This window comes from Paraburkholderia diazotrophica (assembly GCF_900108945.1).
Taxonomy (GTDB): Bacteria; Pseudomonadota; Gammaproteobacteria; order Burkholderiales; family Burkholderiaceae; genus Paraburkholderia; species Paraburkholderia diazotrophica.
Map to the genome: position 1 here is coordinate 71,791 of NZ_FNYE01000008.1, position 24,695 is coordinate 96,485.

The 24,695-nt window shown below is 64.6% G+C and carries 23 protein-coding genes; 15 read left to right on the plus strand and 8 right to left on the minus strand.

The window, feature by feature from the left end; all coding sequences use genetic code 11:
- Window positions 1-4 precede the first annotated feature (4 nt).
- The 5 genes from sucC (at window position 5) to BMW76_RS12910 (ending at window position 5,782) form a co-directional block, all read left to right on the plus strand.
- The gene (gene sucC / locus BMW76_RS12890; RefSeq protein WP_090865524.1) at window positions 5-1,174 is read left to right on the plus strand and encodes an ADP-forming succinate--CoA ligase subunit beta; all 1,170 of its coding nucleotides are present in this window, start codon (window positions 5-7) and stop codon (window positions 1,172-1,174) included.
- Window positions 1,175-1,287: 113 nt separating this feature from the next.
- On the plus strand, window positions 1,288-2,169 hold the full coding sequence (sucD, locus tag BMW76_RS12895; protein WP_090865525.1) for a succinate--CoA ligase subunit alpha: 882 nt from the start codon (window positions 1,288-1,290) through the stop codon (window positions 2,167-2,169).
- Between the two features lie 159 nt (window positions 2,170-2,328).
- Window positions 2,329-3,051, plus strand: a complete 723-nt coding sequence (locus BMW76_RS12900) for a TerC family protein (RefSeq protein ID WP_090865526.1) — start codon at window positions 2,329-2,331, stop codon at window positions 3,049-3,051.
- A 138-nt stretch (window positions 3,052-3,189) separates the two neighbouring features.
- On the plus strand, window positions 3,190-3,807 hold the full coding sequence (locus BMW76_RS12905) for a pilin (protein WP_090865527.1): 618 nt from the start codon (window positions 3,190-3,192) through the stop codon (window positions 3,805-3,807).
- 181 nt (window positions 3,808-3,988) lie between these two features.
- On the plus strand, window positions 3,989-5,782 hold the full coding sequence (locus BMW76_RS12910; RefSeq protein WP_090865528.1) for a PglL family O-oligosaccharyltransferase: 1,794 nt from the start codon (window positions 3,989-3,991) through the stop codon (window positions 5,780-5,782).
- Between the two features lie 50 nt (window positions 5,783-5,832).
- On the opposite strand, the gene moaC is transcribed toward BMW76_RS12910, so the two are convergent.
- Window positions 5,833-6,309 (minus strand): cyclic pyranopterin monophosphate synthase MoaC, encoded by a 477-nt coding sequence (moaC, locus tag BMW76_RS12915; protein WP_090865529.1) that lies wholly within the window; start codon window positions 6,307-6,309, stop codon window positions 5,833-5,835.
- A gap of 232 nt (window positions 6,310-6,541) precedes the next feature.
- Between moaC and BMW76_RS12920 the strand changes: the two genes are divergently transcribed.
- The gene (locus tag BMW76_RS12920; protein ID WP_090865530.1) at window positions 6,542-8,230 is read left to right on the plus strand and encodes a M48 family metalloprotease; all 1,689 of its coding nucleotides are present in this window, start codon (window positions 6,542-6,544) and stop codon (window positions 8,228-8,230) included.
- Here the strand turns inward: BMW76_RS12920 and BMW76_RS12925 are convergent.
- The 6 genes from BMW76_RS12925 to BMW76_RS12950 form a co-directional block, all read right to left on the minus strand.
- On the minus strand, window positions 8,227-8,841 hold the full coding sequence (locus BMW76_RS12925) for a DUF2946 family protein (protein WP_090865531.1): 615 nt from the start codon (window positions 8,839-8,841) through the stop codon (window positions 8,227-8,229). The two genes, BMW76_RS12920 and BMW76_RS12925, sit on opposite strands and share 4 nt — an antisense overlap.
- Window positions 8,834-9,919: a hydrolase gene (locus tag BMW76_RS12930; RefSeq protein WP_177200369.1), complete on the minus strand. Its 1,086-nt coding sequence runs from the start codon at window positions 9,917-9,919 to the stop codon at window positions 8,834-8,836. The genes BMW76_RS12925 and BMW76_RS12930 overlap by 8 nt, the downstream gene beginning before the upstream one ends.
- A 66-nt stretch (window positions 9,920-9,985) precedes the next feature.
- The gene (locus BMW76_RS12935; RefSeq protein WP_090865533.1) at window positions 9,986-10,432 is read right to left on the minus strand and encodes a nuclear transport factor 2 family protein; all 447 of its coding nucleotides are present in this window, start codon (window positions 10,430-10,432) and stop codon (window positions 9,986-9,988) included.
- 405 nt (window positions 10,433-10,837) lie between these two features.
- Complete coding sequence (gene waaF / locus BMW76_RS12940) at window positions 10,838-11,863, minus strand: lipopolysaccharide heptosyltransferase II (RefSeq protein ID WP_090865534.1); 1,026 nt, start codon at window positions 11,861-11,863, stop codon at window positions 10,838-10,840.
- Between the two features lie 188 nt (window positions 11,864-12,051).
- Window positions 12,052-12,246: a zinc-finger domain-containing protein gene (locus BMW76_RS12945; RefSeq protein ID WP_007590092.1), complete on the minus strand. Its 195-nt coding sequence runs from the start codon at window positions 12,244-12,246 to the stop codon at window positions 12,052-12,054.
- Between the two features lie 80 nt (window positions 12,247-12,326).
- Window positions 12,327-13,250, minus strand: coding sequence for a branched-chain amino acid transaminase (locus BMW76_RS12950; RefSeq protein WP_090865535.1), 924 nt, complete (start codon window positions 13,248-13,250; stop codon window positions 12,327-12,329).
- Between the two features lie 284 nt (window positions 13,251-13,534).
- On the opposite strand from BMW76_RS12950, the gene BMW76_RS12955 reads away from it, so the two are divergent.
- From BMW76_RS12955 to BMW76_RS12995, 9 genes are all read left to right on the plus strand, one after another.
- Complete coding sequence (locus tag BMW76_RS12955; RefSeq protein ID WP_090865536.1) at window positions 13,535-14,281, plus strand: AzlC family ABC transporter permease; 747 nt, start codon at window positions 13,535-13,537, stop codon at window positions 14,279-14,281.
- Window positions 14,278-14,601, plus strand: coding sequence for an AzlD domain-containing protein (locus BMW76_RS12960; protein ID WP_090865537.1), 324 nt, complete (start codon window positions 14,278-14,280; stop codon window positions 14,599-14,601). Before BMW76_RS12955 ends, BMW76_RS12960 begins: the two co-directional genes overlap by 4 nt.
- A gap of 205 nt (window positions 14,602-14,806) precedes the next feature.
- Window positions 14,807-16,000, plus strand: coding sequence for a phosphoglycerate kinase (locus tag BMW76_RS12965; RefSeq protein ID WP_090865538.1), 1,194 nt, complete (start codon window positions 14,807-14,809; stop codon window positions 15,998-16,000).
- A gap of 539 nt (window positions 16,001-16,539) precedes the next feature.
- A complete protein-coding gene (pyk, locus tag BMW76_RS12970) occupies window positions 16,540-17,976 on the plus strand; it encodes a pyruvate kinase (RefSeq protein WP_090865758.1) in 1,437 nt (478 codons plus the stop codon).
- Window positions 17,977-18,215: 239 nt separating this feature from the next.
- On the plus strand, window positions 18,216-19,280 hold the full coding sequence (fba, locus tag BMW76_RS12975) for a class II fructose-bisphosphate aldolase (protein WP_090865539.1): 1,065 nt from the start codon (window positions 18,216-18,218) through the stop codon (window positions 19,278-19,280).
- A gap of 165 nt (window positions 19,281-19,445) precedes the next feature.
- Window positions 19,446-20,336: a phosphoribosylaminoimidazolesuccinocarboxamide synthase gene (locus tag BMW76_RS12980; protein ID WP_090865540.1), complete on the plus strand. Its 891-nt coding sequence runs from the start codon at window positions 19,446-19,448 to the stop codon at window positions 20,334-20,336.
- A 28-nt stretch (window positions 20,337-20,364) separates the two neighbouring features.
- The gene (purE, locus tag BMW76_RS12985; RefSeq protein ID WP_090865541.1) at window positions 20,365-20,883 is read left to right on the plus strand and encodes a 5-(carboxyamino)imidazole ribonucleotide mutase; all 519 of its coding nucleotides are present in this window, start codon (window positions 20,365-20,367) and stop codon (window positions 20,881-20,883) included.
- A 96-nt stretch (window positions 20,884-20,979) separates the two neighbouring features.
- On the plus strand, window positions 20,980-22,188 hold the full coding sequence (locus BMW76_RS12990; protein WP_090865542.1) for a 5-(carboxyamino)imidazole ribonucleotide synthase: 1,209 nt from the start codon (window positions 20,980-20,982) through the stop codon (window positions 22,186-22,188).
- Between the two features lie 12 nt (window positions 22,189-22,200).
- Window positions 22,201-23,244 carry an L-threonylcarbamoyladenylate synthase gene (locus BMW76_RS12995; protein WP_090865543.1) on the plus strand — a complete coding sequence of 348 codons (1,044 nt, stop codon included), beginning with the start codon at window positions 22,201-22,203 and terminating at the stop codon, window positions 23,242-23,244.
- Between the two features lie 173 nt (window positions 23,245-23,417).
- Here the strand turns inward: BMW76_RS12995 and BMW76_RS13000 are convergent, their stop codons facing one another.
- The gene (locus BMW76_RS13000) at window positions 23,418-24,620 is read right to left on the minus strand and encodes an SGNH/GDSL hydrolase family protein (protein WP_090865544.1); all 1,203 of its coding nucleotides are present in this window, start codon (window positions 24,618-24,620) and stop codon (window positions 23,418-23,420) included.
- Window positions 24,621-24,695 lie beyond the last annotated feature (75 nt).

The window sequence follows — 24,695 nt, forward strand, 5'->3', positions numbered from 1 at the left end:
ACGCATGAAGATTCACGAGTACCAGGGTAAGGAAATCCTGCGGAAATTCGGAGTCGCGGTACCGCGCGGCAAGCCGGTCTTCTCGGTGGATGATGCGGTCAAGGCCGCTGAAGAGCTCGGCGGCCCGGTGTGGGTCGTGAAGGCTCAGATTCACGCGGGTGGCCGTGGCAAGGGCGGCGGCGTGAAGGTCGCGAAGTCGCTCGACCAGGTCCGCGAATACGCGAACCAGATTCTCGGCATGCAGCTGGTCACGCACCAGACGGGCCCGGAAGGCCAGAAGGTGAATCGTCTGCTGATCGAAGAAGGCGCTGACATCAAGAAGGAACTGTATGTCGGTCTCGTGATCGATCGCGTGTCGCAGAAGGTCGTCGTGATGGCCTCGAGCGAAGGCGGCATGGACATCGAAGAAGTCGCTGAGAAGACGCCGGAAGCGATCCACAAGGTGGCCGTCGATCCGTCGAAGGGTCTGCAGGATTCCGAAGCCGACGATCTCGCGAAGAAGATCGGCGTGCCCGACGCATCGATTCCGCAAGCGCGCGCAATCCTTCAGGGCCTGTACAAGGCATTCTGGGAAACGGACGCATCGCTGGCCGAAATCAACCCGCTGATCCTGACGGGCGAAGGCAAGGTGATCGCGCTGGACGCCAAGTTCAACTTCGACTCGAACGCACTCTTCCGTCATCCGGAAATCGTCGCTTACCGAGATCTGGACGAAGAAGATCCCGCTGAAGTCGAAGCATCGAAGTTCGACCTCGCATACATCTCGCTCGACGGCAACATCGGCTGTCTCGTGAACGGCGCGGGCCTCGCGATGGCGACGATGGACACGATCAAGCTGTTCGGCGGCGAGCCCGCGAACTTCCTCGACGTCGGCGGCGGCGCGACCACGGAGAAGGTCACGGAAGCCTTCAAGCTGATGCTGAAGAACCCGAACCTGACGGCGATTCTCGTCAACATCTTCGGCGGCATCATGCGCTGCGACGTGATCGCGGAAGGCGTGATCGCGGCTTCGAAGGCGGTCGATCTGCAAGTGCCGCTCGTCGTGCGCATGAAGGGCACGAACGAAGACCTCGGCAAGAAGATGCTGGCTGACTCCGGCCTGCCGATCATCTCGGCGGACAGCATGGAAGAAGCTGCGCAGAAGGTCGTCGCGGCTGCCGCAGGCAAGGCCTGATCGCCCCGGCGCTTATCACCGGATTACGAATGGCGGCGTGCGAGCGGCGCGGGTAGAGAGTGTTTGCCGCAAGACGCTAAAGCGCATGTCGCCAAACGAACAGAGGTCAATACATGTCGATTCTGATCAACAAAGACACCAAGGTCATCACGCAGGGCATCACCGGCAAGACCGGTCAGTTCCACACGCGCGCATGCCGTGAATACGCAAACGGCCGCGAAGCGTTCGTCGCGGGCGTGAACCCGAAGAAGGCTGGCGAAGACTTCGAAGGCATTCCGATCTACGCGAGCGTCAAGGAAGCGAAGGCAGAAACGGGCGCGACCGTCTCGGTCATCTACGTGCCGCCCGCAGGCGCTGCTGCTGCAATCTGGGAAGCCGTCGAAGCCGATCTCGATCTCGCGATCTGCATCACGGAAGGCATCCCCGTTCGCGACATGATCGAAGTGAAGGACCGCATGCGCCGCGAAGGCCGCAAGACGCTGCTGCTCGGACCGAACTGCCCGGGCACGATCACGCCGGACGAACTGAAAATCGGCATCATGCCGGGCCACATCCACAGGAAAGGCCGCATCGGCGTCGTGTCGCGTTCGGGCACGCTGACGTACGAAGCAGTCGGCCAGCTGACGGCGCTGGGCCTCGGCCAGTCGTCGGCAGTCGGTATCGGCGGCGACCCGATCAACGGTCTGAAGCACATCGACGTGATGAAGATGTTCAACGACGATCCGGATACGGACGCCGTCATCATGATCGGTGAAATCGGCGGCCCGGACGAAGCGAATGCGGCGTACTGGATCAAGGACAACATGAAGAAGCCGGTGGTCGGCTTCATCGCCGGCGTCACGGCGCCTCCGGGCAAGCGCATGGGCCACGCCGGCGCGCTGATCTCGGGCGGTGCGGACACGGCCGAAGCGAAGCTGGAAATCATGGACGCCTGCGGTATCAAGGTTACGAAGAACCCGTCGGAAATGGCCCGCCTGCTGAAGTCGGTCCTGTAAGACGTATGGCCATGGCGCCGGAAACGCCGGCTGGCTGCGGCGTTTTTTGATACTCTTACGAAATTCTTTCGTAAGACGCAGTTCAAAGCGAGGGAGCGAGCGATTGCTCCCTCGCTTTTTTGTTGCCTGCAGCTTTCGCCACCTTTTATTCTGCTTTCCATGCTCGAGTTCCTCACCACGCTCCATTGGGGCGCCGTTTTTCAGATCATCGTCATCGACATCCTTCTGGGTGGCGATAACGCGGTTGTGATCGCGCTCGCCTGCCGCAATCTGCCGGCGGCGCAGCGCACGAAGGGCGTGCTGTGGGGCACGCTGGGCGCGATCCTGCTGCGCGTGGTGCTGATTGCGTTCGCCGTCGCGCTGCTCGACGTGCCGCTGCTCAAGTTCGCGGGCGGCATGTTGCTGCTGTGGATCGGCGTGCGTCTGCTCGCGCCCGCACCCGACGCGCACGCGAATGTCAAACCCGCCGACAAGCTGATCACGGCGATCAAGACGATCATCATCGCCGATGCCGTGATGAGCCTCGACAACGTGATCGCGATCGCGGGCGCGGCCGAAGCCGCCGAGCCGCATCACCGGATTGCCCTCGTCGTGTTCGGGCTGTTCGTCAGCATTCCGCTGATCGTGTGGGGCAGCCAGCTCGTTCTGAAGCTGCTGGACCGCTACCCGGTCGTTGTCACGATCGGCGGCGCGCTGCTCGGCTGGATCGCGGGCGGCCTCATCGTCAACGATCCGGCAGGCGACCGCTGGCCGATCCTCGACACACCCATTGCCGAGTACGGCATGCGGATCGGCCTTGCGCTGTTCGTCGTGATAGCCGGCTACGCGCTGAAGCGGCGAAACGCGGCGCGTATCACGGGCACGCCGCCGGGCATGCACTGACGCCGTTCACTGTACCGATGCATTCGCCAACGCACCATTAGCCATTCGGCTGACTGCCGGCGCCATTCACGGCTCGCTACGATCGAAGCGCCTGTCCTGATTCCCGGGGCAGGCGCTTTCGTTTTGAGGAGTCTGCCGATGATTGCTACTGTTGCCGTTGCTTCGTTGTCCACGTTTCATGTCCCCGGACGGCGCGCCCGTTCGATGCGCCCATGGTCCGCCGCGCTCGCGCGCATTGGCCGATTCTGGGGCTTCACGCTGATCGAGCTGATGATCGTGCTGGCGATTGTCGGCGTGATCGCGGCGTATGCCATTCCCGCCTATCAGGACTACCTCGCGCGCAGCCGCGTCGGCGAGGGGATGTCGCTGGCGGCGGCTGCCCAGCTGACCGTAGGCGAGAACGCCGGCAGCGGCAACGCGTTCGGCAGCGGTTATGCTTCGCCGCCTGCCACGCGCAATGTCCAGTCGATCCACATCGACGACGACACGGGGCAGATCACCGTCGCGTTCACCACACGCGTCGCCGAAGACGGCGCGAATACGATCGTGTTCGTACCGTCCGCGCCCGACAACGCGGACACACCGACTGCGCGCGTCGCACTTGCGAAGGGCGCGGTGCAGAAGGGCACGATTACGTGGGAATGCTTCGCGGGCGGCAAGGCCGCATCGTCGCTGCCCGCGCCTGGCGCCGGACCCGTGCCCGTGGACGCTCCGACGCTAGCGTCGAATCTCGCGCCGCCGGAGTGCCGCGGCTGACGGGAACTCGATGATGGGAACTCAATGACAGGCGGCGCGTCCCGAATCTGTTGAACACCGTAAAGCGTCACGGCAAATGCTTTCGCGCCGTGGCCCGATTCGAGGTTATTTCGGCCGGCCGGCGCACAGCGCAAGGATTTTTTTGTATAGTGCGCCGGTTGCTGAGATCCCCCGGTCACTCATGTCCAACCCCTTTGCGCGTTACCTGTCCTTATTCCTGTTGGCCTGTGCGTTGATCCTGCCGTATGCCGTAGTCAACCACACGTACCCGATCCCGACGTTCTATGCCGAATTCACGGCGCTGTCGCTCTATCTGCTGCTGGGTGCGGGCGTCGCCTTTCTGGTGTCGACGGCGCGGCCGCGCGTGGCGTTCGCGTCTCCCGTGGTGGCGCTGGTGCCTCTGGCGTTCGGGCTCGTGCTGATCGCGCAGTCGATCGTGCTGCCCGTCGCGCAGCCGTCGATGAACTGGCTGGGCGCGGGCTTCCTGCTTGCTGCGTTCATGGCCGTGCATGCGGGCTATGGATTCAGCCGGGCGAACCTGTCGGAAACCGTGGTGACAGTGGCCGCCTTCGCGCTGGTGGTCGGCGGGCTTTTTGCCGTCTTCTGCCAGGTGATCCAGTTGTTCCACCTGGAGGTGAAGGTGACGCCGCTCGTCGTCGCGTACAACGTGACGTCGGAGCGCCGGCCGTTCGGCAACATGGCGCAGGCCAATCACCTTGCAAGCTACATCGCGTTCGCGACGGCGGGCGCGATGTACCTCGTACAGACGCGGCGTATCAACGTGTTCATCTGGCTGCTCGTTTCGGCTATTTACTCGGGCGGGCTTGCGTTGACCGTGTCGCGCGGTCCGTGGCTGCAGATGGGCGTGATCGTCGTCGCGGGCTTCTGGATGGCGTTCGCCGAGCAGCGCCGCAATGCGTCCCGACGCCGCGCCAGTAGCGAGTGGCTCTTGCCCGTGGTGCTCGCCGTGTTGTTCTTCATGGTGAATGCGGCAATTCGCTGGGCGAACCTGCATTACGATCTCGGTCTCGCCCAGTCCGCGGCGGAGCGCATGAAGGACGCGAGCCAGATCGCGCCGCGTATCGCGCTGTGGAAATACGGCTTGACGATGTTCCGCACGCACCCGTTGCTCGGCGTCGGCTGGGGCGAATTTCCGCGCTATCAGTTCGATCTGGCAAAAGCGCTAGGCGGCGTCGAGATCGCGAACAACTCGCATGACATTTTTATCGATCTGCTCGCCAAGACGGGTCTGATCGGTCTCGGCATCGTGCTGCTCGGGCTGGGCGCGTGGTTCGTGCGCGTCGTGCGCGTACCGCACACTGCTGCGCGTGTGTTCGGGCTCGCGATGATCGGCGTGCTCGTGATGCATGCGCTCGTCGAATATCCGCAGCAGTACATGTTCTTCCTGTTGCCCGCGATGTTCGTGTTCGGCCTGCTCGATACGAAGCCGCTGCGTCTGATTCCGGGCGGCGTGTCGTTCGGCGCCTTCGTCGTGATCGTGTTCGGCGGACTGGCTGCGCTCTATCCCGTCTATCGGGATTACGCGCGTTCGGAGGTGCTGTACTACGGCTCGCGTCCGTTCGACCAGTATCGCGAGGACCCGTCGTTCCTGTTCGGCGCGTGGGGCGAGTACGGCATGGCGACGCTGCTGCCGATGAACGCGCAGGATCTGCCGCACAAGCTCGCGATGCATCGTCAGGCGATCGCGTTGCTGCCGGGCGAAACGGTGTTGCGTCGCTATGCGGTGCTGCAGGCGCTCGCCGGCGACACGAACGGCGCATTCGATACCGTCGAGCGCCTGAAGATTTTCGCGGAAGAGTTGCACGACTGGCCTTCGCAACTCGCGTATCTGTACGATCTGTGCGATCAGCAGAAGACGCTGGCCGCGTTCAAGGCGGAGCTGCTGAAAAAGTATGGAACGCCGCCGAAGGGCATCAACGACAATGACCAGGACGATGGCGACGACGAAAGTTGAGTCGCCCGTTCCAGTGTCGTAGAAACGCGAGCGGCGCGCTCAGCGCGCCGTCACTGCGCCACCCAATCCCCCGACTTCCCGCCATGCTTCTCCATCACCTTCACATCGGTGATGGTCATCCCGCGATCCACCGCCTTGCACATGTCGTAAACAGTCAGAAGGCCGACCTGGACGGCCGTCAGCGCTTCCATCTCGACACCCGTGCGCCCTAGCGTCTCGACCTGCACGCGGCAATGCACGGCGGGCACCGTCTCGTCGAGTTCGAAATCGACGGCGACGCGAGTGAGCGCGAGCGGATGGCAGAGCGGAATCAGATCGGCAGTGCGCTTGGCGCCCTGGATCGCGGCAATGCGCGCGATGCCGATCACATCGCCTTTCTTCGCTTCGCCTTTGCGGATCAGTTCGAACGTCGCGGGCAGCATGCGGATCGAACCGCGCGCGACCGCGATGCGTTTCGTTTCCGCTTTGCCGCCGACATCCACCATATGCGCCTGGCCGGCCGCGTCGAAATGAGTGAGTTCGGACATGGTTGGCTCCTTCAGAGGGCGCCTATCATAGCAGCGCAGGATGCCGCCGGGCTCCCGGGCGCGGATTACCATCAGCTCACGATAACCCACATCGCGTAGCCGCGCTCGATCGCGCGTGAGCCGCCGCTCAGGCGTTTCAGGAAGCCTGTGCATCCGTTGCACTCGGTACAATCGCAACAGGCCCGTTCCTTCCGGCTCCTTACGCCGCTTTCGATTTCGCCCATCGTCCGCAATGCGTCTGAAACGGTTTATCGCTGCGTTGTTGTCCGTCACGCTCGCCGTTCCGCCCGCGATCATCGCGCAGCCGTCGAATTCCTCTGAGCTGCCGCTCGTCACGGGGCCGCTCGACGCGTATGGCGATGCGTCCGTGCCGCACGACATCGCGCAAGGCGTGTTCGGCATGTACGGCGGCGCGCAGGCGCGCCTCTCGGGCAGCCCCGGCGGCAATGCGAGCCTGCGCGCGCCGATGTCGACCCAACAGCTGCCGGACCTCGGCGACGGCTCAGGCGGAACGCTCACGCCTCAGGCCGAGCGCAAGCTCGGCGAGCGCGTGATGCGCGAAATCCGCGCCGATCCCGACTATCTCGACGACTGGCTGGTGCGCGACTATCTGAACTCGATCGCCGCGAAGCTCGCCGCGGCGGCGGCCGCGCAGTACGTCGGCGGCTATCGTCCGGACTTCGATCTGTTCGCGATGCGCGATGCGCAGGTCAACGCGTTCTCGCTGCCGGGCGGCTTTATCGGCGTGAACACGGGTCTGGTCGTCGCGACGCAGACGGAATCGGAGCTCGCATCGGTGCTCGGTCACGAAATGGGCCACGTTTTACAGCGGCACATCGCGCGCATGATCACGGCGGGCGAGCACAGCGGCTACGCGGCGCTGGCGGGCATGCTGCTCGGCGTGCTGGCAGGCGTGCTCGCGCACAGCGGCGATCTGGGTAGCGCGATCGCCGTCGGCGGGCAGGCCTACGCGGTCGACAACCAGTTGCGCTTCTCGCGCGCGGCCGAGCACGAAGCGGACCGCGTCGGCTTTCAGCTGCTCGCGGGCGCGGGCTACGATCCTTACGGGATGGTCGCTTTCTTCGAGCGGCTCGATCGCGCGTCGATGAGCGACGCCGGCGCGCCGGCCTACGCACGCACGCACCCGCTGACGGGCGAGCGTATCGCCGACATGTCCGACCGCGCGCGCCGCTCGCCGTATCGGCAGCCCCGCCAGTCGTCGGAATACGCGTTCGTGCGCGCGCGGGCACGCGTGCTGCAGGACCGCTCGCGCAGCGAGTACGCGGACGGCATTTCGCGCATGCGCTCGGAGATCGAGGACCGGACCGCGATCAACGTGGCGGGCAACTGGTACGGCATCGCCTACGCGCAGACGCTGCTCGAACGTTACGACGACGCAGTCGCATCGCTCGCGAATGCGCGCGCGGCGTTCGAGTCGGCCGAGCGCGCGGAGGGCGACACGACGCGCAGTTCGCCGAGCCTCGACGTGCTGGCCATCGATATCGCGCGGCGCGCCGGTCGCAACGACGAAGCCGTGCGCCTCGCGGAAATCGCGCAAAAACGCTGGCCGCAATCGCACGCGGCTATCGACATGCATCTGCAAACGCTCCTCACCGCGCGCCGTTTCAGCGAGGCGCAAACGCAGGCGCTGCGCGAGACGCGGGCCGATCCGCAGCAGCCCGTCTGGTGGCGCTATCTCGCGCAGGCGAGCGTCGGCACGGGCGATGCGCTGACGCAGCATCGCGCGCTCGCGGAGAAGTTCGCGCTGGAAGGGGCGTGGCCGTCGGCGATCCGGCAGCTCAAGGAAGCGCGCGACATCAAGTCGGTCGGCTATTACGACCTGTCGACCATCGACGCGCGTCTGCATGAACTGGAAGCGCGCTACAAGGAAGAACGCGAAGACGAAAAGAACAGCAGCTAGCGCGCGGACTTGTCCAAAGCAGCGGCTGTCTCTGCCGCCGCGCGTGCGGCGGGACTTGCGACGAATCCAAAGCGCTTCTCGACTTCAGCCTTGCGCACCGGCTCTAGCTGAAACGCGATGTCGTCGCGCCAGAGGAACTGGCCGCTGAGGCCGTCGCCGCCGAGTTCCGCATGTTCGGAGAACAGGTCGAGATCGTGATCGTGCAGGACCGCGATGCGCGCGGGCGCTGATTTGTCCGCGAAAACAATGCCGCCTTCGTCGTCGAGATACGCGGCGGCGGGTTCGAACGCTGCGCCCGCCTGATTGGTCAGCGTGAGCGTGCCGGTCGCGTCGTCGGTGGCGAGCCGCACGACGAACGGCGTGTAGACGAGTTCGACGTACACGCGCTGCGGGCCGTTCTGGAAGAACCATTGGCCCTGGTCGTCGGCTTCGTAGTTGCGGTTGATGAAGCCGAGTAGCGCCGTATGGCGGATCGGCTCGCCGAGCGCGCCCGCCGCTTGCGCCGCTTCGTCGCGCATGCGCCAGTTGCCGCGCCTGTCGAGCAGCAGCCAGCCGGTGCAATGCGGCACGTTCGGCCATTTGGCGAGTGCCTGCCTGACGATGTCATCCATGATGCGTGAACGGATCGAAGTAGCCGAAGACGCGGCGCGAAAGCCAGTCGATACGGCCGGGGAAAGGGCCCGTCATGAAGCCGACGTGTCCGCCATGCTCCGGTTGATCGAGTTGCACCGCCGATGATACCTCGCTGCGCGACGGCAGCACGGCGCCCGGCAGGAAAGGGTCGTTGCGCGCATTCAGCACGAGCGTCGGCACCGTGATTTCCGGCAGCAGCGGGCGAGTGGTCGCGCGGGTCCAGTAGTCGTCGGCATTGCGGAAGCCGTGCAAGGGCGCCGTCACGACGTCGTCGAACTCATACATCGTGCGGCTCGCGAGCACATCGTCGAGATCGAACAGGCCCGGGTACTGCGCAAGCTTTTGCTGCGCCTTCTGCTTGAGCGTCTTCAGGAAGCCGCGCGTATAGATCATGCCCAGGCCTTGCGACAGCGCGCGGCCCCCGGCGTGCACGTCGAGCGGCGCTGAGATCGCCGCGGCCGCCGCGATGATCGACGCGTCCTCGCGGCGCTCGCCGAGCCAGCGCAGCAGAACGTTGCCGCCCAGCGATACGCCCGCCGCCACGATCGGGCCCGTGTGCATCTCCCGCAGACGGCGCAGCACCCAGTCGACTTCATTGCTGTCGGCGAGATGATAGAAGCGCGGCAACAGGTTCATCGAACCGCTGCAACTGCGAAAGTGCGGCACGACGCCAAGCCAGCCACGCGCGTAGGCGGCCGCCATCAGCGTGCGCGCGTAATGCGAGTCCGAGCTGCCTTCGAGTCCGTGAAACAGCACGAAAAGCGGCGCGTCAGCGCGCGCGCGATAGCCAGTGCGAGGATCGGGCGCGAGCCAGTCCAGATCGATGAAATCGCCGTCGGGCGTTTCCCAGCGCTCGCGCCGGTACGCGACCACGGGACGGCGGCCGAACAGGGCGGGAACGATCGTCTGGATATGGCTGTTGGGCAGCCAGAGCGGGGCGCGGTAGAGCAGGTCGACGGTCGCCTCGACGGGCGCTCCCATCGCAGCCTCCAGGGCCGCCGCTGCTGCATCGAGGGCCGGTCTGGAGGAAGCTTTCTTGTCGTGGGTCGTGCTCATGCCAACACCGGTATTCAAGCGAAGCCCAGAGGCGTGGCTTCGGCAAAGCGGGTCTCGCGGCGCGCGTCAGTGCAGCGCGCCCTGACCATGTCTCATTTTGGCAGCAAACTGCGTGGCCGTTTCGTTCGGCATCGCACTCGCGTGGATATGCGCGATCTTCCACTCGCCGCGCTCGTGGACCATCACATAGGTCGTGAAGATCATCGACGGAATGGCTGCCGGGTCCGCCGGACGATGCGCTTCGGCAATCGCATAGACGACGGTGCCCAGGCTGTCGTAGACGCGGATGTCGAGCGGTTCGATCGACACGGGCTGTGCTTCGAGCTGAAGCGTGAGGCCCGCGCGAATCGCGTCGAGGCCGTGCAGATGCGAGCCATCGGCGCAGATGCAGCTGACGAATTCCTCGTCGATCCACAGGCCCATCAAGCTGTCGATATTGACCTCCGCGACCGCCTGGTAGTAAGCGTTCAACGTGTCCGCAGCGGCTTCGAAGATGTGGGCAAAACGTGGCATGGCTCGTCAGTCTCTTGCGCGCAAGGCGCGCGGTTGCGGGTCAGTGGTCGGCATCTCGTGCCGTCGGCGGCAACGTTCGCGCAGGCTGGCTCGTGGCGCGGATGCACAGGCTTTTTCCACGCCTTCTCCAGAACAGTTCCGGGCCGCTTCCGGGTAGATACCAAGTCGATTCCAGGTCAACTTCCCGGCCTGTTTTCAGGCGATTTTCCGGGCCTTTCCCAGCGCGCCTGCAAGGCCATCCGCCAGCATGCCCGCGCTGCAAGACGCGAGCATGACGCGAGCATGACGCATCGAGCGGACGCGGCGCGCTTCGCACAAGACACGACCAATGGCCGCCGACCTGCCCGCGACGCTTTCCAGCCGAACACACAACAGGCGTTTCGACAGGCGGCGCGGCCCGAACGCTCAGCGCTGCGCGAGCAGCATGCCGCGCAGATCGTCGAATACCTGTTCGGCGCTCAGTTGCCGCAGGCAGTTCAGATGACCCAGCGGGCATTCGCGCTGGAAGCACGGACTGCACTCGAGATGCAGCCATTGTACCTTTGCGAGGTCCGACAAGGGCGGCGTGTGGCGCGGATCGGTCGATCCGTACACGGCGACGAGCGGACGGCGCAGCGCCGCTGCGACGTGCATCAGCCCTGAGTCGTTGGTCACGATGGCGCTCGCCCGCGAGATCAGCGCGCTCGCTTCGCCGAGCGCCGTCTGGCCGCACAAGTTGCGCACGTTCGGCGCACGGTCGGCAATCGCCTGCGCGATGGGCGCGTCTTTCGGCGAGCCGAGCGCGACAATCTTCGTGTACGGAAACGACTGGCCGACCATCTGCGCGAGCGCCGCGAAATGCTCGGGCGGCCAGCGCTTCGCGGGGCCGTACTCGGCGCCGGGACAGAACACCAGCAGCGGCACGCGCGTGTCCAGGTTGAAGCGGCTCGAGACGCGCGCCGCTTCGTTCAGGTCGGCATCGAGCCGGGGCTGCGTCAGGTCGTCGGGCACTTTTGCGCCGGGCGCGTAGGCGAGCGCCGCGTACTTGCCGACCATCGGCGGACGCTCGTCCTTGCGCGGGTTTCCGTGCCGCACGTTCAGCAGACCGTAGCGGCTTTCGCCCGTATAGCCGATGCGCAGCGGAATGCCCGCCATCCACGGAATCAGCGCGGACTTCAGCGAATTCGGCAGCACGTACGCAGCGTCATAGCCGACGTCGCGCAGATCGCTCGCCAGTTGCCATCGGCGCAACATCTGCAGCTTGCCGTGCGCGAGATCGGTCGCGTAGACGTCGCGGATTTCAGGCATCCGTTCGAGGATGGGCGCGACCCAGCTGGGCGCGACCGCGTCGATCGCGATACGCGGATGCAATTTCACGAGGCGCGCGAACAAAGGCTGCGCCATCAATGCGTCACCGATCCAGTTCGGTGCGATAACCAACGCGCGACGCATCAGGGGGAGTTTCCGATGTCGAAAATAAAGCGCCGCGCGCACGAGGCGCGCGGGGCCGGGATTGTCAGGAACAGTGGACTGCGGCTCAGGCTATTTCGGCATGCGTGACGGGAAGTCCGGCTTCCCGCGCGGATTGCCGAACGACGCGTGACGCCGCAGCCCGTGCCGCAGACGAAGCGGCGCGCGAATCAGTGACCTTTGATCACTTCGCCGTCGCGCAGCTTGTAGCGCGTGCTGCAGTAAGGGCAGCGTGCTTCGCCGTGCGTCACGTCGATAAAGACGCGCGGATGGTTGCTCCAGCGCGGCATCGACGGGTTCGGGCAGTACGCAGGAAGATCCTTCGCCGACAGTTCGACCAGCGGCATTTCCTTGATTTCACTCATAGGGACTTTCTCGTTGTATGCAAAAAGCAGGCGCGGCTGGCGTTTGCCTTCACGTGTGGCTGCCGCCGCGCCTGCGGAATTCAGATCTTCGTGAGCCAGTGTGCGTACTTCTGGCTCTTGCCGTTCACGATGTCGAAGAACGCCGATTGCAGCTTTTCCGTGATCGGGCCGCGCGCGCCCGAGCCGATCGTGCGGTTGTCGAGTTCGCGGATGGGCGTGACTTCGGCGGCCGTGCCGGTGAAGAACGCTTCGTCGGCCGTATAGACTTCGTCGCGCGTGATGCGCTTTTCGATCACTTCGATGCCCGCGTCCTTCGCCAGCGTGATGACGGTGTCGCGCGTGATGCCGTCGAGGCACGACGACAGGTCGGGCGTGTACAGCTTGCCGTTGTTCACGAGGAAGAAGTTCTCGCCCGAGCCTTCCGACACATAGCCGTCGACGTCGAGCAGCAGCGCTTCGTCGTAGCCGTCGGCGGTGGCTTCCTGGTTCGCGAGGATCGAGTTGACGTACCAGCCCGACGCCTTCGCGCGGACCATCGACACGTTCACGTGATGGCGCGTGAACGACGACGTCTTCACGCGGATGCCCTTCTTGATGCCGTCTTCGCCCAGATACGCGCCCCACGGCCATGCGGCGATCGCGACGTGAATGGTATTGCCTTTCGCCGACACGCCCAGCTTTTCCGAGCCGACCCAGATGATCGGGCGCAGATAGCACGACTCGAGCTTGTTCTCGCGCACGACTTCGCGCTGCGCCGCGGCGAGCGTTTCGTGGTCGAACGGAACGTCCATCTGGAAGATCTTGGCCGAGTTGAGCAGGCGCTTCGTGTGCTCTTTCAGACGGAAGATCGACGTGCCGCCGTCGACCGTCTTGTACGCGCGCACGCCCTCGAAGACGCCCATACCATAGTGCAGCGTATGGGTGAGGACGTGGATTTTGGCGTCGCGCCATTCGATGAGCTTGCCATCCATCCAGATCTTGCCGTCGCGGTCGGCCATTGACATACGGTTCTCCAGGCAGTGCGGGTTCGGGTTCTAACGTTCCAACGTGTACGGACTTGTTGTGACGCGCGATGCGCGTGGCGCGCCGACTACACAATGCGCCGGGGACACGCGGCAAACGCGATATTTTACCGTCATTTGCACAGGCAACGGGCATTCGCGGGCACCCTGGACGCTATAATCCGGCGGTCGCTGAAAACAAAACCGCATGCGCCAGCGGCTGCTTCACGATCTGGCGCTGACCTACAGCCGTCGCGGCGTTCCTCGCGCCGCATTGCCTTCGCCTCATGCTCGCTCGTCTGTCCGATCCCGATCGCCGTGCCTTCCGTGATGGCATGCGCGCCTACTCGCCGACCTTGATGGCGATCTTCTCCTGGGGCCTCGTGACGGGCATCGCGATGAGCAAATCGGTGATGACGGTGCCGCAATCGCTCGGCATGTCGCTGCTGGTCTATGCGGGCTCGTCGCAACTGGCCGTGCTGCCGCTGATGCTCGCCAAGCTGCCCGTCTGGACCATTCTGCTGACGGCCGCGATGGTCAACACGCGTTTCATTATCTTCAGCGCCGGCCTCGCGCCGCATTTTTCGTATCTGCCGCTGCACCGGCGGCTGCTCGTCGGCTATTTCAACGGCGATGTCATCTATCTGCTGTTCCAGAAGAAGGCTTTCCAGACGGGCTACGTGCCCGGCAAGGAAGCGTATTTCTGGGGCATGGCCGTCTCGAGCTGGCTGTCGTGGCAGGTGTCGTCGATCGTCGGCATTCTGCTCGCGAGCCTCTTTCCCGATAACTGGGGCCTTTCGCTCGCGGGCACGCTCGCGCTGATTCCCGTGATGGTGTCGGCGATCTCGTCGCGCTCGACGCTCGCGGCCGTGAGCGTCGCGGGCATCGTCGCGCTGATCGCGTTCGACCTGCCGTACCGGCTCGCGCTGCCGCTCGCCGTCCTGACGGCGATCGTCGCCGGCAGCGCCGCCGATGCGATGGTCGAGCGCGCCGACTTGCGCCGCATCCGCAACAGCACGGAGAACCCGCGATGACCACGCTGCAGATCTGGCTCGCGATCATCGGCATGACGTTTGTCACAGCGCTGACACGCGCGCTGTTTCTGATCGGGGGTGAGCGCACGGTATTGCCCGAGCGCGCGCAACGGATGCTGCGCTACGCGCCCGCCGCGGCGCTCGCGGCCGTCGTCGTGCCGGACGTGCTGGTGACGGACGGCGGCGTGTCCGTCGCGCTGTCGAACCACGAGCTGTACGGCACGCTCGCGGGCCTCGCGTGGTTCCTCTGGCGGCGCACGATGCTGGGCACGATCGTCGTCGGAATGCTCGTGTTCACGGCGTTGCGGCTGATCTTCTGACGCGCGCGGGGATGTTGCGGTGCAATAACGTGCCGGGCCCCGCTGGCGCCGCCAAATACCGGGATTCTCGCGCCACGGGTTAGATCGGTCTGTCGATCGGTTAAAATAGCCGTCTCCCGGAACACGCGCGAAGCCGCCGGCACCGTTCGCGAGAGGCCGTTCGCGCAGCGTCCGCACCGCCTTCCAATCAACTCGCATACGAATCATGAAACAGGTATTGCGTCTCTCCGATCTGATCGCCGAAGGCAAGCTATCCGGCAAACGCGTCTTCATCCGCGCCGACCTGAACGTGCCACAGGACGACGCCGGCAACATCACCGAAGACACCCGTATCCGCGCATCAGTACCCGCCATCAAGTCCGCGCTGGACGCTGGCGCGGCCGTCATGGTCACGTCGCACCTGGGCCGCCCGACGGAAGGCGATTTCAAGCCCGAAGACTCGCTCGCGCCCGTTGCGAAGCGCCTGACCGAACTGCTCGGCCGCGATGTGCCGCTCGTGTCGCAGTGGGTCGAGAACGGCGTGAACGTCGCGCCGGGCCAGGTCGTGCTGCTCGAAAACTGCCGCGTGAACAAAGGCGAAAAGAAGGATTCCGACGAGCTCGCGCAGAAAATGGCGAAGCTCTGCGACGTCTACGTGAACGACGCGTTCGGCACCGCGCACCGCGCCGAAGCGACGACGCACGGCATCGCGAAATACGCGCCCATCGCGTGCGCGGGCCCGCTGCTCGCCGCCGAACTCGAAGCGCTCGGCAAAGCGCTTGGTTCGCCGAAGCGTCCGCTCGTGGCGATCGTCGCGGGCTCGAAGGTGTCGACCAAGCTGACCATCCTGAAGTCGCTGGCCGACAAGGTCGACCAGCTGATCGTCGGCGGCGGCATTGCGAACACGTTCATGCTCGCGGCCGGTCTGAAGATCGGCAAGTCGCTCGTCGAAGCGGATCTCGTCGACGAAGCGAAGGCGATCATCGAATCGGCGAAGGCGCGTGGCGCGTCGGTGCCGATTCCGAGCGACGTGGTCACGGCCAAGGAGTTTTCGCCGACGGCCAAGGCCGAAATCAAGAAGGTCGCCGATGTGCAAGACGACGACATGATCCTCGACATCGGACCGGAAACGGCAAAGGCGCTCGCGTTGCAGCTGGAAACGGCGGCGACGATTGTCTGGAACGGCCCTGTCGGCGTGTTCGAGTTCGACCAGTTCGGCAACGGCACGAAGACGCTGGCCGACGCGATCGCGAAGTCGTCGGCGTACTCGATCGCGGGCGGCGGCGATACGCTCGCGGCCATCGCCAAGTACGGCATCCACGACAAGGTCAGCTATATCTCGACGGGCGGCGGCGCATTCCTCGAGTTCCTCGAGGGCAAGAAGCTGCCGGCAGTCGCTGTGCTGGAATCGCGGGCCTGATAATGGCGACGCGCTCCCCCAACAAGCCTCAGAAGACGCGCAACGCGTCGCGCACGGCAGCGGCAGGGGGGCGCGCAGCGCGCTCCGCAAAAGCGCTGCAACCCGAGGCCGCCGCGCGGGCGGCTTCGCAACCTTCCGCGAGCGCGCCAGCGGCACAGGACGCAGCCGTTGCCGCAGAACGCCCAGATCGCGCAGATCGAGCGGAACAGAATACGGAACTGGCCACGGAAGCCGTCGCCGCAAACGCAGCGACAGACGCGCAAGCAGAGGCCGGTTCGAGTGCAACGGTGTCTCCCGCCTCGCGCACCGAAGCCGATGATGAGTCTTTGTCCGCGGCCGATCAGCCGTCGCCGCGGGTTTATGCGCAAGTTCATGCGCAGGTTCATGATTTCGCAGCAGTCCCCCACGATACGACGCCGGGCCTTCAAGGTTCGAAGGGAACGAACGGCGCACCACCCCATGTAGCACCTGTCGTTGCGCAGCCTCCGCATCCGACTCCTGACGTTCATCCCAGCGATCTCATCCAAACGAGGAGACTCATGCATCGCGCCACCAAGATTGTCGCAACCATCGGGCCGGCTTCCAGCACGCAGGAAATCCTGCAGCAAATGATCGAAGCGGGCGCCGACGTGGTGCGCCTCAACTTTTCTCACGGCACTGCTGACGATCACCGTCAGCGCGCGGAGTTCGTGCGTGCAGCGGCCCGGCAGGCAGGCCGTGAAGTCGGCATCATGGCCGACCTGCAAGGTCCGAAAATCCGCGTCGGCAAATTCGAAAACGGCAAGGCGACGCTGGTCGTCGGCAACACCTTCATCCTCGACGCCGACTGTGAGCTCGGCAACGAAGAGCGTGTCGGCCTCGACTACAAGGACCTCCCGCGCGACCTGAAGGCCGGCGACACGCTGCTTCTGAACGACGGCCTGATCGTGCTGAGCGTGCAGCGCGTGATCGGCAACGAGATTCATACCGTCGTGAAGATCGGCGGCGACCTGTCGAACAACAAGGGCATCAACCGCCAGGGCGGCGGCCTGACCGCGCCCGCGCTGACCGCGAAGGACATGGAGGATATCCGCACGGCGATGTCGCTGGGCGCGGACTATGTCGCCGTGTCGTTCCCGAAGAACGCGACGGACATGGAAATGGCACGCCAGCTCGCAAACATCGCGGGCGCGCCGTACGGCATCAAGCCGAAGATGATCGCGAAGATCGAGCGCGCCGAGGCGATTCCGGCGTTGCAAGGCATTCTCGAAGCATCGGACGGCATCATGGTCGCGCGCGGCGACCTCGCCGTCGAAGTCGGCAACGCGGCCGTGCCCGCGCTGCAAAAGCGCATGATCAAGATGGCGCGCGAGGCGAACAAGTTCGTCATCACGGCCACGCAGATGATGGAATCGATGATCAACGCGCCCGTGCCGACGCGCGCCGAAGTCTCCGACGTCGCGAACGCGGTGCTGGACGGCACGGACGCCGTGATGCTGTCGGCGGAATCGGCGGCGGGCAAGTACCCGGTGCAGACGATCGAAACGATGGCCGCGATCTGCGTCGAAGCCGAAAAGTCCGAGCACGTCGAACTGGACAAGGACTTCCTCGACCGAACCTTCACGCGCATCGACCAGTCGATTGCAATGGGCGCGCTCTTCACCGCGTATCACCTGGGCGCGAAAGCGATCGTCGCGCTGACGGAGTCGGGCTCGACGGCGCTGTGGATGTCGCGTCACTGGACGCACGTGCCCATCTTCGCGCTCACGCCGCGCGAGGGCAGCGAGCGCGCGATGCAGATCTACCGCAACGTGAATCCGCTGCATCTCGACACCAGCAGCGACCGCGACATCGCGCTCCAGCAGGCGCTCGAAGTGGTCGTCGGCAAGGGCTATGCGGCGCGCGGCGACATGGTCGTGCTGACGGTCGGCGAGCCGATGGGCCAGGCGGGCGGCACGAACACGCTGAAGATCGTGCGCGTCGGCGAGCCGGTCTGATTTTTACTGGCACGCTGTAAAAGCGAGGAAACACGAGCCGTAGCGGAACCATGATGGAACCGCGACGGCGAGCCGAACGGCGCGCGTGAAGCAGAGCGCCGTGTCCCCGGAAGAGAGGCGGCGCACGTAGTTTGGGAAGGGTGCGCTCGGGACACGTTCTGCTTCACGATAAAATTGCATGAAATTGCATAAATAGATGCCGCCGGCACAGGATTCGTTTCAATCTAAGGAGTACATCAATGCCTCTCGTATCAATGCGTCAACTGCTGGACCATGCCGCCGAACACGGTTATGGCCTTCCGGCATTCAACGTAAACAACCTGGAGCAGGTGCAGGCGATCATGGCGGCGGCCGATCAGGTCAACGCGCCCGTGATCATGCAGGCATCGGCTGGCGCGCGTAAGTACGCCGGCGAGCCGTTCCTGCGCCATCTGATCGAAGCGGCCATCGAATCGTATCCGCACATTCCCGTCGTGATGCACCAGGACCACGGCCAGTCGCCGGCCGTCTGCATGGCCGCGATCCGCAGCGGCTTCACGAGCGTGATGATGGACGGCTCGCTCGAAGCCGACGGCAAAACGGTGGCGTCGTACGAGTACAACGTCGACGTGTCGCGCAAGGTCGTCGAAGCGGCGCACTCGATCGGCGTGACAGTGGAAGCGGAACTGGGCGTGCTCGGTTCGCTGGAAACGATGAAGGGCGACAAGGAAGACGGCCACGGCGCGGAAGGCACGATGACGCGCGAGCAGCTTCTGACCGACGTCGAGCAGGCAGCGGACTTCGTGAAGCTCACGCAGTGCGACGCACTGGCGATCGCGATCGGTACGTCGCACGGCGCGTACAAGTTCTCGAAGAAGCCGACGGGCGATATCCTGTCGATTCAGCGCATCAAGGAAATTCACCAGCGCATTCCGAATACGCACCTGGTGATGCACGGTTCGTCGTCGGTGCCGCAGGAACTGCTTGCGGAAATCCGCGAATTCGGCGGCGACATGAAGGAAACCTACGGCGTGCCCGTCGAGGAAATCCAGGACGGTATTAAGAACGGCGTGCGCAAGGTCAACATCGACACCGATCTGCGCCTTGCGATCACGGGCGCGATCCGCCGCTACATGGCCGAGAACCGTTCGAAGTTCGATCCGCGCGACTACCTGAAGCCGGCTCGCGAAGCCGCGAAGAAGGTCTGCGTGGACCGTTATCTGGCGTTCGGCTGCGAAGGCCAGGCGTCGAAGATCAAGCCCATCTCGCTGGACAAGATGGCCGAGAAGTACAAGGCGGGCGAGCTCGCGCAAGTCGTCCGCTAAGCGGCAGACGGGCGGGGGTTGGCCCCGCTCGCGCGCCGCACGAGCATCAGGCGTCTGGCCATCTGGCCAGGTTGTCGTCCGATCGCCGTTCCCGCATGATCCGGGGAACGGCGTTTCCCTTTTGTTCCGGGCCGTTTTTCAGCCCCCTTTTTGCGAATCACGACGATGTCTACCCTTTACGAATCCACGCTTCGCTCGCTGCAGCTGCTCGGCCGCGGCAAAGTCCGCGACAACTACGCGGTGGGCAACGACCAGTTGCTGATTGTCACGACGGACCGTCTGTCCGCGTTCGACGTGGTCATGGGCGAGCCGATTCCGGGCAAAGGGCGCGTGCTGAACCAGATGGCCAACTTCTGGTTCGACAAGCTCAAGCACGTCGTGCCGAATCACTTGACGGGCGTCGCGCCGGAAACCGTCGTCGCGCCCCATGAAGTCGAGCAGGTGAAGGGCCGCGCGGTCGTCGTGAAGCGCCTCGAGCCGATTCTCGTCGAAGCCGTCGTGCGCGGCTATCTGGCGGGAAGCGGCTGGAAGGACTATCAGGCAACGGGCGCCGTGTGCGGCGTGACGCTGCCCGAGGGCCTGCAAAACGCGCAGAAGCTGCCCGAGCCGATCTTCACGCCGGCCGCGAAGGCCGAGATGGGCCACCACGACGAAAACATCACGTACGAAGAGATGGAGCGCCGCATCGGCACGGAACTGTCGGCGACGATCCGCGATATTTCCATCCGTCTGTACAAGGAAGCCGCCGATTACGCAGCGACGCGCGGCATCATCATCGCGGACACGAAGTTCGAATTCGGTCTCGACGACAAGGGCCAGCTCTATCTGATGGACGAAGCGTTGACGGCTGATTCGTCGCGCTTCTGGCCGGCCGATCAATACCAGGTCGGCACGAACCCGCCGTCGTTCGACAAGCAGTTCGTGCGCGACTGGCTCGAAACGCAGCCGTGGAAGAAGGAGCCGCCCGCGCCGAAGCTGCCGGACGAAGTCGTCGAGAAGACGGCGCAGAAGTATCAGGAAGCGCTCGAGCGTCTGACGGGCCAGAAGCTCGCTTGAGCGCCACGCACACGGAACAAGCAACATCATGAGTGAAGTTCAGACAGCACATACGCATGACGCGCCGCTCGTCGGCGTGCTGATGGGTTCCAGTTCCGACTGGGAAGTCATGAAGAACGCGGTCGCCGTTCTGCAGGAATTCGGCGTGCCGTACGAAGCGAAGGTCGTCTCGGCACACCGCATGCCGGACGAAATGTTCGCCTATGCTGAAAGCGCGCGCGAACGCGGCGTGCGGGCGATCATCGCGGGCGCCGGCGGCGCGGCGCATCTGCCCGGCATGCTGGCCGCGAAGACGACGGTGCCCGTGCTCGGCGTGCCTGTGGCGAGCAAGTATCTGAAGGGCGTCGATTCGCTGCACTCGATCGTGCAGATGCCCAAAGGCGTGCCCGTCGCGACGTTCGCGATCGGCGAAGCAGGCGCGGCGAATGCGGCGCTGTTCGCGGTGTCGATGTTGAGCGGCACGTTGCCGGAATATGCGCAGAAGCTCGCCGCATTCCGCGTACGCCAGAACGAAGCGGCTCACGCGATGACGCTGCCGCCACTGTAAGCACTATAGATGCGCAGCGCCTAGCACCCGAAGAAGTTCAACGCAGTCCAACGCTTTGACCGGCCGATCCCACATCGGCCGCGACAGACCACCAAGATGAATCCAGACAACACTCCGGTATCACCGATTCTGCCCGGCGCATGGCTCGGCATGGTCGGTGGCGGCCAGCTCGGCCGTATGTTCTGCTTCGCCGCGCAGGCGATGGGCTATCGCGTCGCCGTGCTCGATCCGGATGAAAACAGTCCGGCTGGCGCCGTCGCGGATCGTCATCTGCGCGCGGCCTATGGCGACGAAGCGGCCCTCACCGAACTCGCGCGGCTGTGCGCGGCGGTGTCGACCGAGTTCGAGAACGTGCCGGCGGCATGTCTCGATTTCCTCGCGCGCACGACGTTCGTGAGTCCCGCAGGGCGCTGCGTCGCCGTCGCGCAGGACCGCATCGCGGAGAAGCGCTTCATCGCGTCGTCGGGCGTGCCTGTTGCGCCGCATGTCGTGATCGAATCATCGGATGCGCTTGCCGCGCTCGACGATGCCGCGCTCGAAGCCGTGCTGCCCGGCATCCTGAAGACGGCCCGGCTCGGCTACGACGGCAAAGGCCAGGTGCGCGTCGGCAACGCAGCGGAGGTGCGCGCGGCGCATGCGTCGCTGGGCGGCGTCGCTTGCGTGCTCGAAAAGCGCTTGCCGTTGAAGTTCGAAGTGTCGGCGCTGATCGCGCGCGGCACGAACGGCTCGTCGGCCGTTTATCCGCTCGCGCAGAACACGCATCGTCATGGCGTGCTGTCGCATACCATCGTGCCCGCACCCGACGCCAACGCAACGCTCGTCGAACAGGCGCAACTGGCCGCGCTGCAGATCGCGGACAAACTGGGTTATGTCGGCGTGCTGTGCGTCGAGTTCTTCATTCTCGAAGACAGCACGCTGGTCGCGAACGAAATGGCGCCGCGTCCGCACAACTCCGGCCACTACACGGTCGACGCCTGCGCGACGAGCCAGTTCGAGCAGCAGGTGCGCGCGATGACGGGCATGCCGCTCGGCGACACGCGCCAGCATTCGCCCGCCGTCATGCTGAACATCCTCGGCGACGTGTGGTTTCCCGTCAACGCGAAGGGCGAAAGGCCGAGCGCCGCTGTCACGCCGCCGTGGCACGAAGTCGCCGCGATGCCGGAAGCGCGTCTGCATCTGTATGGGAAAGAAGATGCGCGTCCTGGCCGAAAGATGGGCCATGTGAACTTCACGGCCGCGACGCTCGAACATGCGCGCGCGGCGGCCCGCGACTGCGCGCGTCTGCTGCATATCCCGACTAGCTGAGCGGTAGCCCTCATGCCGGATCAAACGAAACCTGCCGACACCGCGTCGCACGTCGGCGCCGATGAGATCGCGTACTCAGCGGCGCTGCTCGATGCGGGACAACTCGTAGCGTTTCCTACGGAAACGGTCTATGGGCTGGGTGGCGATGCGGAGAGTCCCGAGGCCGTCGCGCGCATTTACGCGGCGAAGGGAAGGCCGGCGAATCATCCCGTCATCGTGCATCTCGCGCCGAACGGCGATCCTCATTATTGGGTAGAGCAACTGCCATCAGATGCCCAGCGTCTGATCGATGCGTTCTGGCCGGGTCCGCTTACGCTGATTCTCAAGCGCGCCGCGCACATTCCGGCTGCCGTGAGCGGCGGCCAGGATTCGGTCGGGCTGCGCTGTCCGTCGCATCCTGTCGCACAGGCGTTGCTCCAAGCATTCAGCGCGCTGCGCAGCGGACATGGCGGCGTGGCCGCGCCGTCCGCGAACCGTTTCGGGCATGTCAGCCCAACCACCGCGCAGCATGTGCGCGACGAGTTCGGCGATACGATTCATGTGCTCGATGGCGGATCGTCGGATGTGGGTATCGAATCGACGATCATCGATCTGTCGCGCGGTTTTCCTGCGCTGCTGCGCCCGGGTCACGTGACGCCGCAAGACATCGCCGACGTGCTCGGCGAGATGCCGCGTTTGCCGGATGGAACGGATGCGAGCGCGCCGCGCGCATCCGGCACGCTGAAGGCGCACTATGCGCCGCGCACGCCGCTCGCATTGCTGTCATTCGACGTGCTCGAGCCGATGCTCGCCGCGCGAGCACCCGACGAGCGCGTCGCGCTGGTCGCGCGTGTCTCGCGTGCGGGGCGCTGGGCCGAGGCGGACGGCGTGCATTTCGTCGCCGCGCCGGAAGATCCGCATCTCTATGCGCGCGACCTGTACGGCTTGCTGCGTGCGCTGGATCGCGCCAATGTGTCGCGCATCCTGATCGAGAAGTTGCCCGATACGATCGAATGGATCGCCGTCAACGATCGGCTCGGCAGGGCGGCGGCCGCATTCGAGGCGCACGGGTCCTGACCGTTCAACGCTTCGTTTCCGACGCTTCGCGTGCAATGCCCGGAGCGAACGCGCAAACAAAATCAACGCTCAAAAACATAAGCCCGACTCGCAACGAGCCGGGCTTCTTCGTATCGAACCAAACGGGAGGACGTCAGCGGGAGGCGTGCTCCCGCCAGACGCCGGATGTCCGCTTACTTGCCTAAACCCGTCGCCGCGATCTGCTGTTCGACAAACGTGGCGAACGCAGCATACGCGTGCGTCGTCGGATGGAGCTGATCGGCGAAAACGTACGACTGGTCCGCGCCCGCGACGGTCAACGTCTGCGGCGAGCAGAACAGCGACGAGCCGAATTGCTGGCCGTACTGCTGCGCTGTCATGCCGCCGACCAGCACCGACGGGTTCGCCGTCGCATAAGCCGTCGCGTTCTGTTCCATCTGCGTGATGTTGCAGGCCGTGCCTGTCGCGTTGGTGAATCCTTGCGACTGATAGCTGCCGAGCAACTGATGCAGCCAGTTAAACGAACTGACCTTGATCACCTTCGTATCGATGCCCGCCGTCGCCAGGCCATTTGCAACCAGCGTGTTGTATGCGGACACGATGCCCGTGATCAGCGCCGGCAATTGCGGAGCGTTGTTCGCTGCCGCTTCGCCCGTCGCAAGCGGCGTCAGGCCGATGTCGGGCACATCGATCACGACGACGTGCGTCGCACCGTTCGACAGCGTGGTGCCGACCAGGCCCACGAAGCTCGCGATCGCCGTCTGAAGCTGCGTTCCGACCGCCGTCCCGATTATCAGCTGTTGTTGCTGTACTGTGGTCGCCGTCGCGAGCTGGGTCTGGAGGTTGGTCATGAACTGCGTGTTCTGCAGCAGCTGCAAGATGTCGTTTGCGCCGCCGTTGATCAGCACGAGCTGATTCGAGTTGAAGCTGCCGTGATCCGTCAGGTATTGCTTGACCTGCGACGCGACGGGCACGGTCGTGGCCGCCATGTTGTTGGGTGCGAATCCGATGCCCGCCGGGTTCGCCACATCGGAGCCGCCTTGCGCGTAGCCGAACCCGCCATTGGCCTTCAGCGGCTGGCCGAAGCCGCCGACGTAGGCGGGCGTCAACGTGTCGCCGTAATACTCGGCGACCTTCTGCGTCCACACTTCACCGGGATTCGTCGTGAAGCGCCCGCCGCCGAAGTTCGCTGCGATCACGGGCGTGTACGTACCGGCGTCCGACAGACTGTCCCCGAACGACACCACCTGCAGCTTGACCCCGCCCGCCGGCGTGCTGCTCGCGTTGTTATTGTTGTTGTCACTGCCGCCGCATGCGACGAGCGTCGCGAATGCTGCGCACGCGACCGCGATCCGTGCCAGGCGCACGATGCCAGTGTTGTTCGATGCTTGCTTCATAAGGTCTTTATCTCCTCGTATGTACTTGGCCTCGAGCGATCCGTCTCTTGAGCCATCTGATGCAGGCAGTGGCCA

Bases quoted from the DNA above. Each gene is read 5' to 3' on its own strand.
- sucC (WP_090865524.1), top strand. From the start codon at position 5: ATGAAGATTCACGAGTACCAGGGTAAGGAAATCCTGCGGAAATTCGGA.
- sucD (WP_090865525.1), top strand. From the start codon at position 1,288: ATGTCGATTCTGATCAACAAAGACACCAAGGTCATCACGCAGGGCATC.
- BMW76_RS12900 (WP_090865526.1), top strand. From the start codon at position 2,329: ATGCTCGAGTTCCTCACCACGCTCCATTGGGGCGCCGTTTTTCAGATC.
- BMW76_RS12905 (WP_090865527.1), top strand. From the start codon at position 3,190: ATGATTGCTACTGTTGCCGTTGCTTCGTTGTCCACGTTTCATGTCCCC.
- BMW76_RS12910 (WP_090865528.1), top strand. From the start codon at position 3,989: ATGTCCAACCCCTTTGCGCGTTACCTGTCCTTATTCCTGTTGGCCTGT.
- moaC (WP_090865529.1), bottom strand. From the start codon at position 6,309: ATGTCCGAACTCACTCATTTCGACGCGGCCGGCCAGGCGCATATGGTG.
- BMW76_RS12920 (WP_090865530.1), top strand. From the start codon at position 6,542: ATGCGTCTGAAACGGTTTATCGCTGCGTTGTTGTCCGTCACGCTCGCC.
- BMW76_RS12925 (WP_090865531.1), bottom strand. From the start codon at position 8,841: ATGGATGACATCGTCAGGCAGGCACTCGCCAAATGGCCGAACGTGCCG.
- BMW76_RS12930 (WP_177200369.1), bottom strand. From the start codon at position 9,919: ATGAGCACGACCCACGACAAGAAAGCTTCCTCCAGACCGGCCCTCGAT.
- BMW76_RS12935 (WP_090865533.1), bottom strand. From the start codon at position 10,432: ATGCCACGTTTTGCCCACATCTTCGAAGCCGCTGCGGACACGTTGAAC.
- waaF (WP_090865534.1), bottom strand. From the start codon at position 11,863: ATGCGTCGCGCGTTGGTTATCGCACCGAACTGGATCGGTGACGCATTG.
- BMW76_RS12945 (WP_007590092.1), bottom strand. From the start codon at position 12,246: ATGAGTGAAATCAAGGAAATGCCGCTGGTCGAACTGTCGGCGAAGGAT.
- BMW76_RS12950 (WP_090865535.1), bottom strand. From the start codon at position 13,250: ATGTCAATGGCCGACCGCGACGGCAAGATCTGGATGGATGGCAAGCTC.
- BMW76_RS12955 (WP_090865536.1), top strand. From the start codon at position 13,535: ATGCTCGCTCGTCTGTCCGATCCCGATCGCCGTGCCTTCCGTGATGGC.
- BMW76_RS12960 (WP_090865537.1), top strand. From the start codon at position 14,278: ATGACCACGCTGCAGATCTGGCTCGCGATCATCGGCATGACGTTTGTC.
- BMW76_RS12965 (WP_090865538.1), top strand. From the start codon at position 14,807: ATGAAACAGGTATTGCGTCTCTCCGATCTGATCGCCGAAGGCAAGCTA.
- pyk (WP_090865758.1), top strand. From the start codon at position 16,540: ATGCATCGCGCCACCAAGATTGTCGCAACCATCGGGCCGGCTTCCAGC.
- fba (WP_090865539.1), top strand. From the start codon at position 18,216: ATGCCTCTCGTATCAATGCGTCAACTGCTGGACCATGCCGCCGAACAC.
- BMW76_RS12980 (WP_090865540.1), top strand. From the start codon at position 19,446: ATGTCTACCCTTTACGAATCCACGCTTCGCTCGCTGCAGCTGCTCGGC.
- purE (WP_090865541.1), top strand. From the start codon at position 20,365: ATGAGTGAAGTTCAGACAGCACATACGCATGACGCGCCGCTCGTCGGC.
- BMW76_RS12990 (WP_090865542.1), top strand. From the start codon at position 20,980: ATGAATCCAGACAACACTCCGGTATCACCGATTCTGCCCGGCGCATGG.
- BMW76_RS12995 (WP_090865543.1), top strand. From the start codon at position 22,201: ATGCCGGATCAAACGAAACCTGCCGACACCGCGTCGCACGTCGGCGCC.
- BMW76_RS13000 (WP_090865544.1), bottom strand. From the start codon at position 24,620: ATGAAGCAAGCATCGAACAACACTGGCATCGTGCGCCTGGCACGGATC.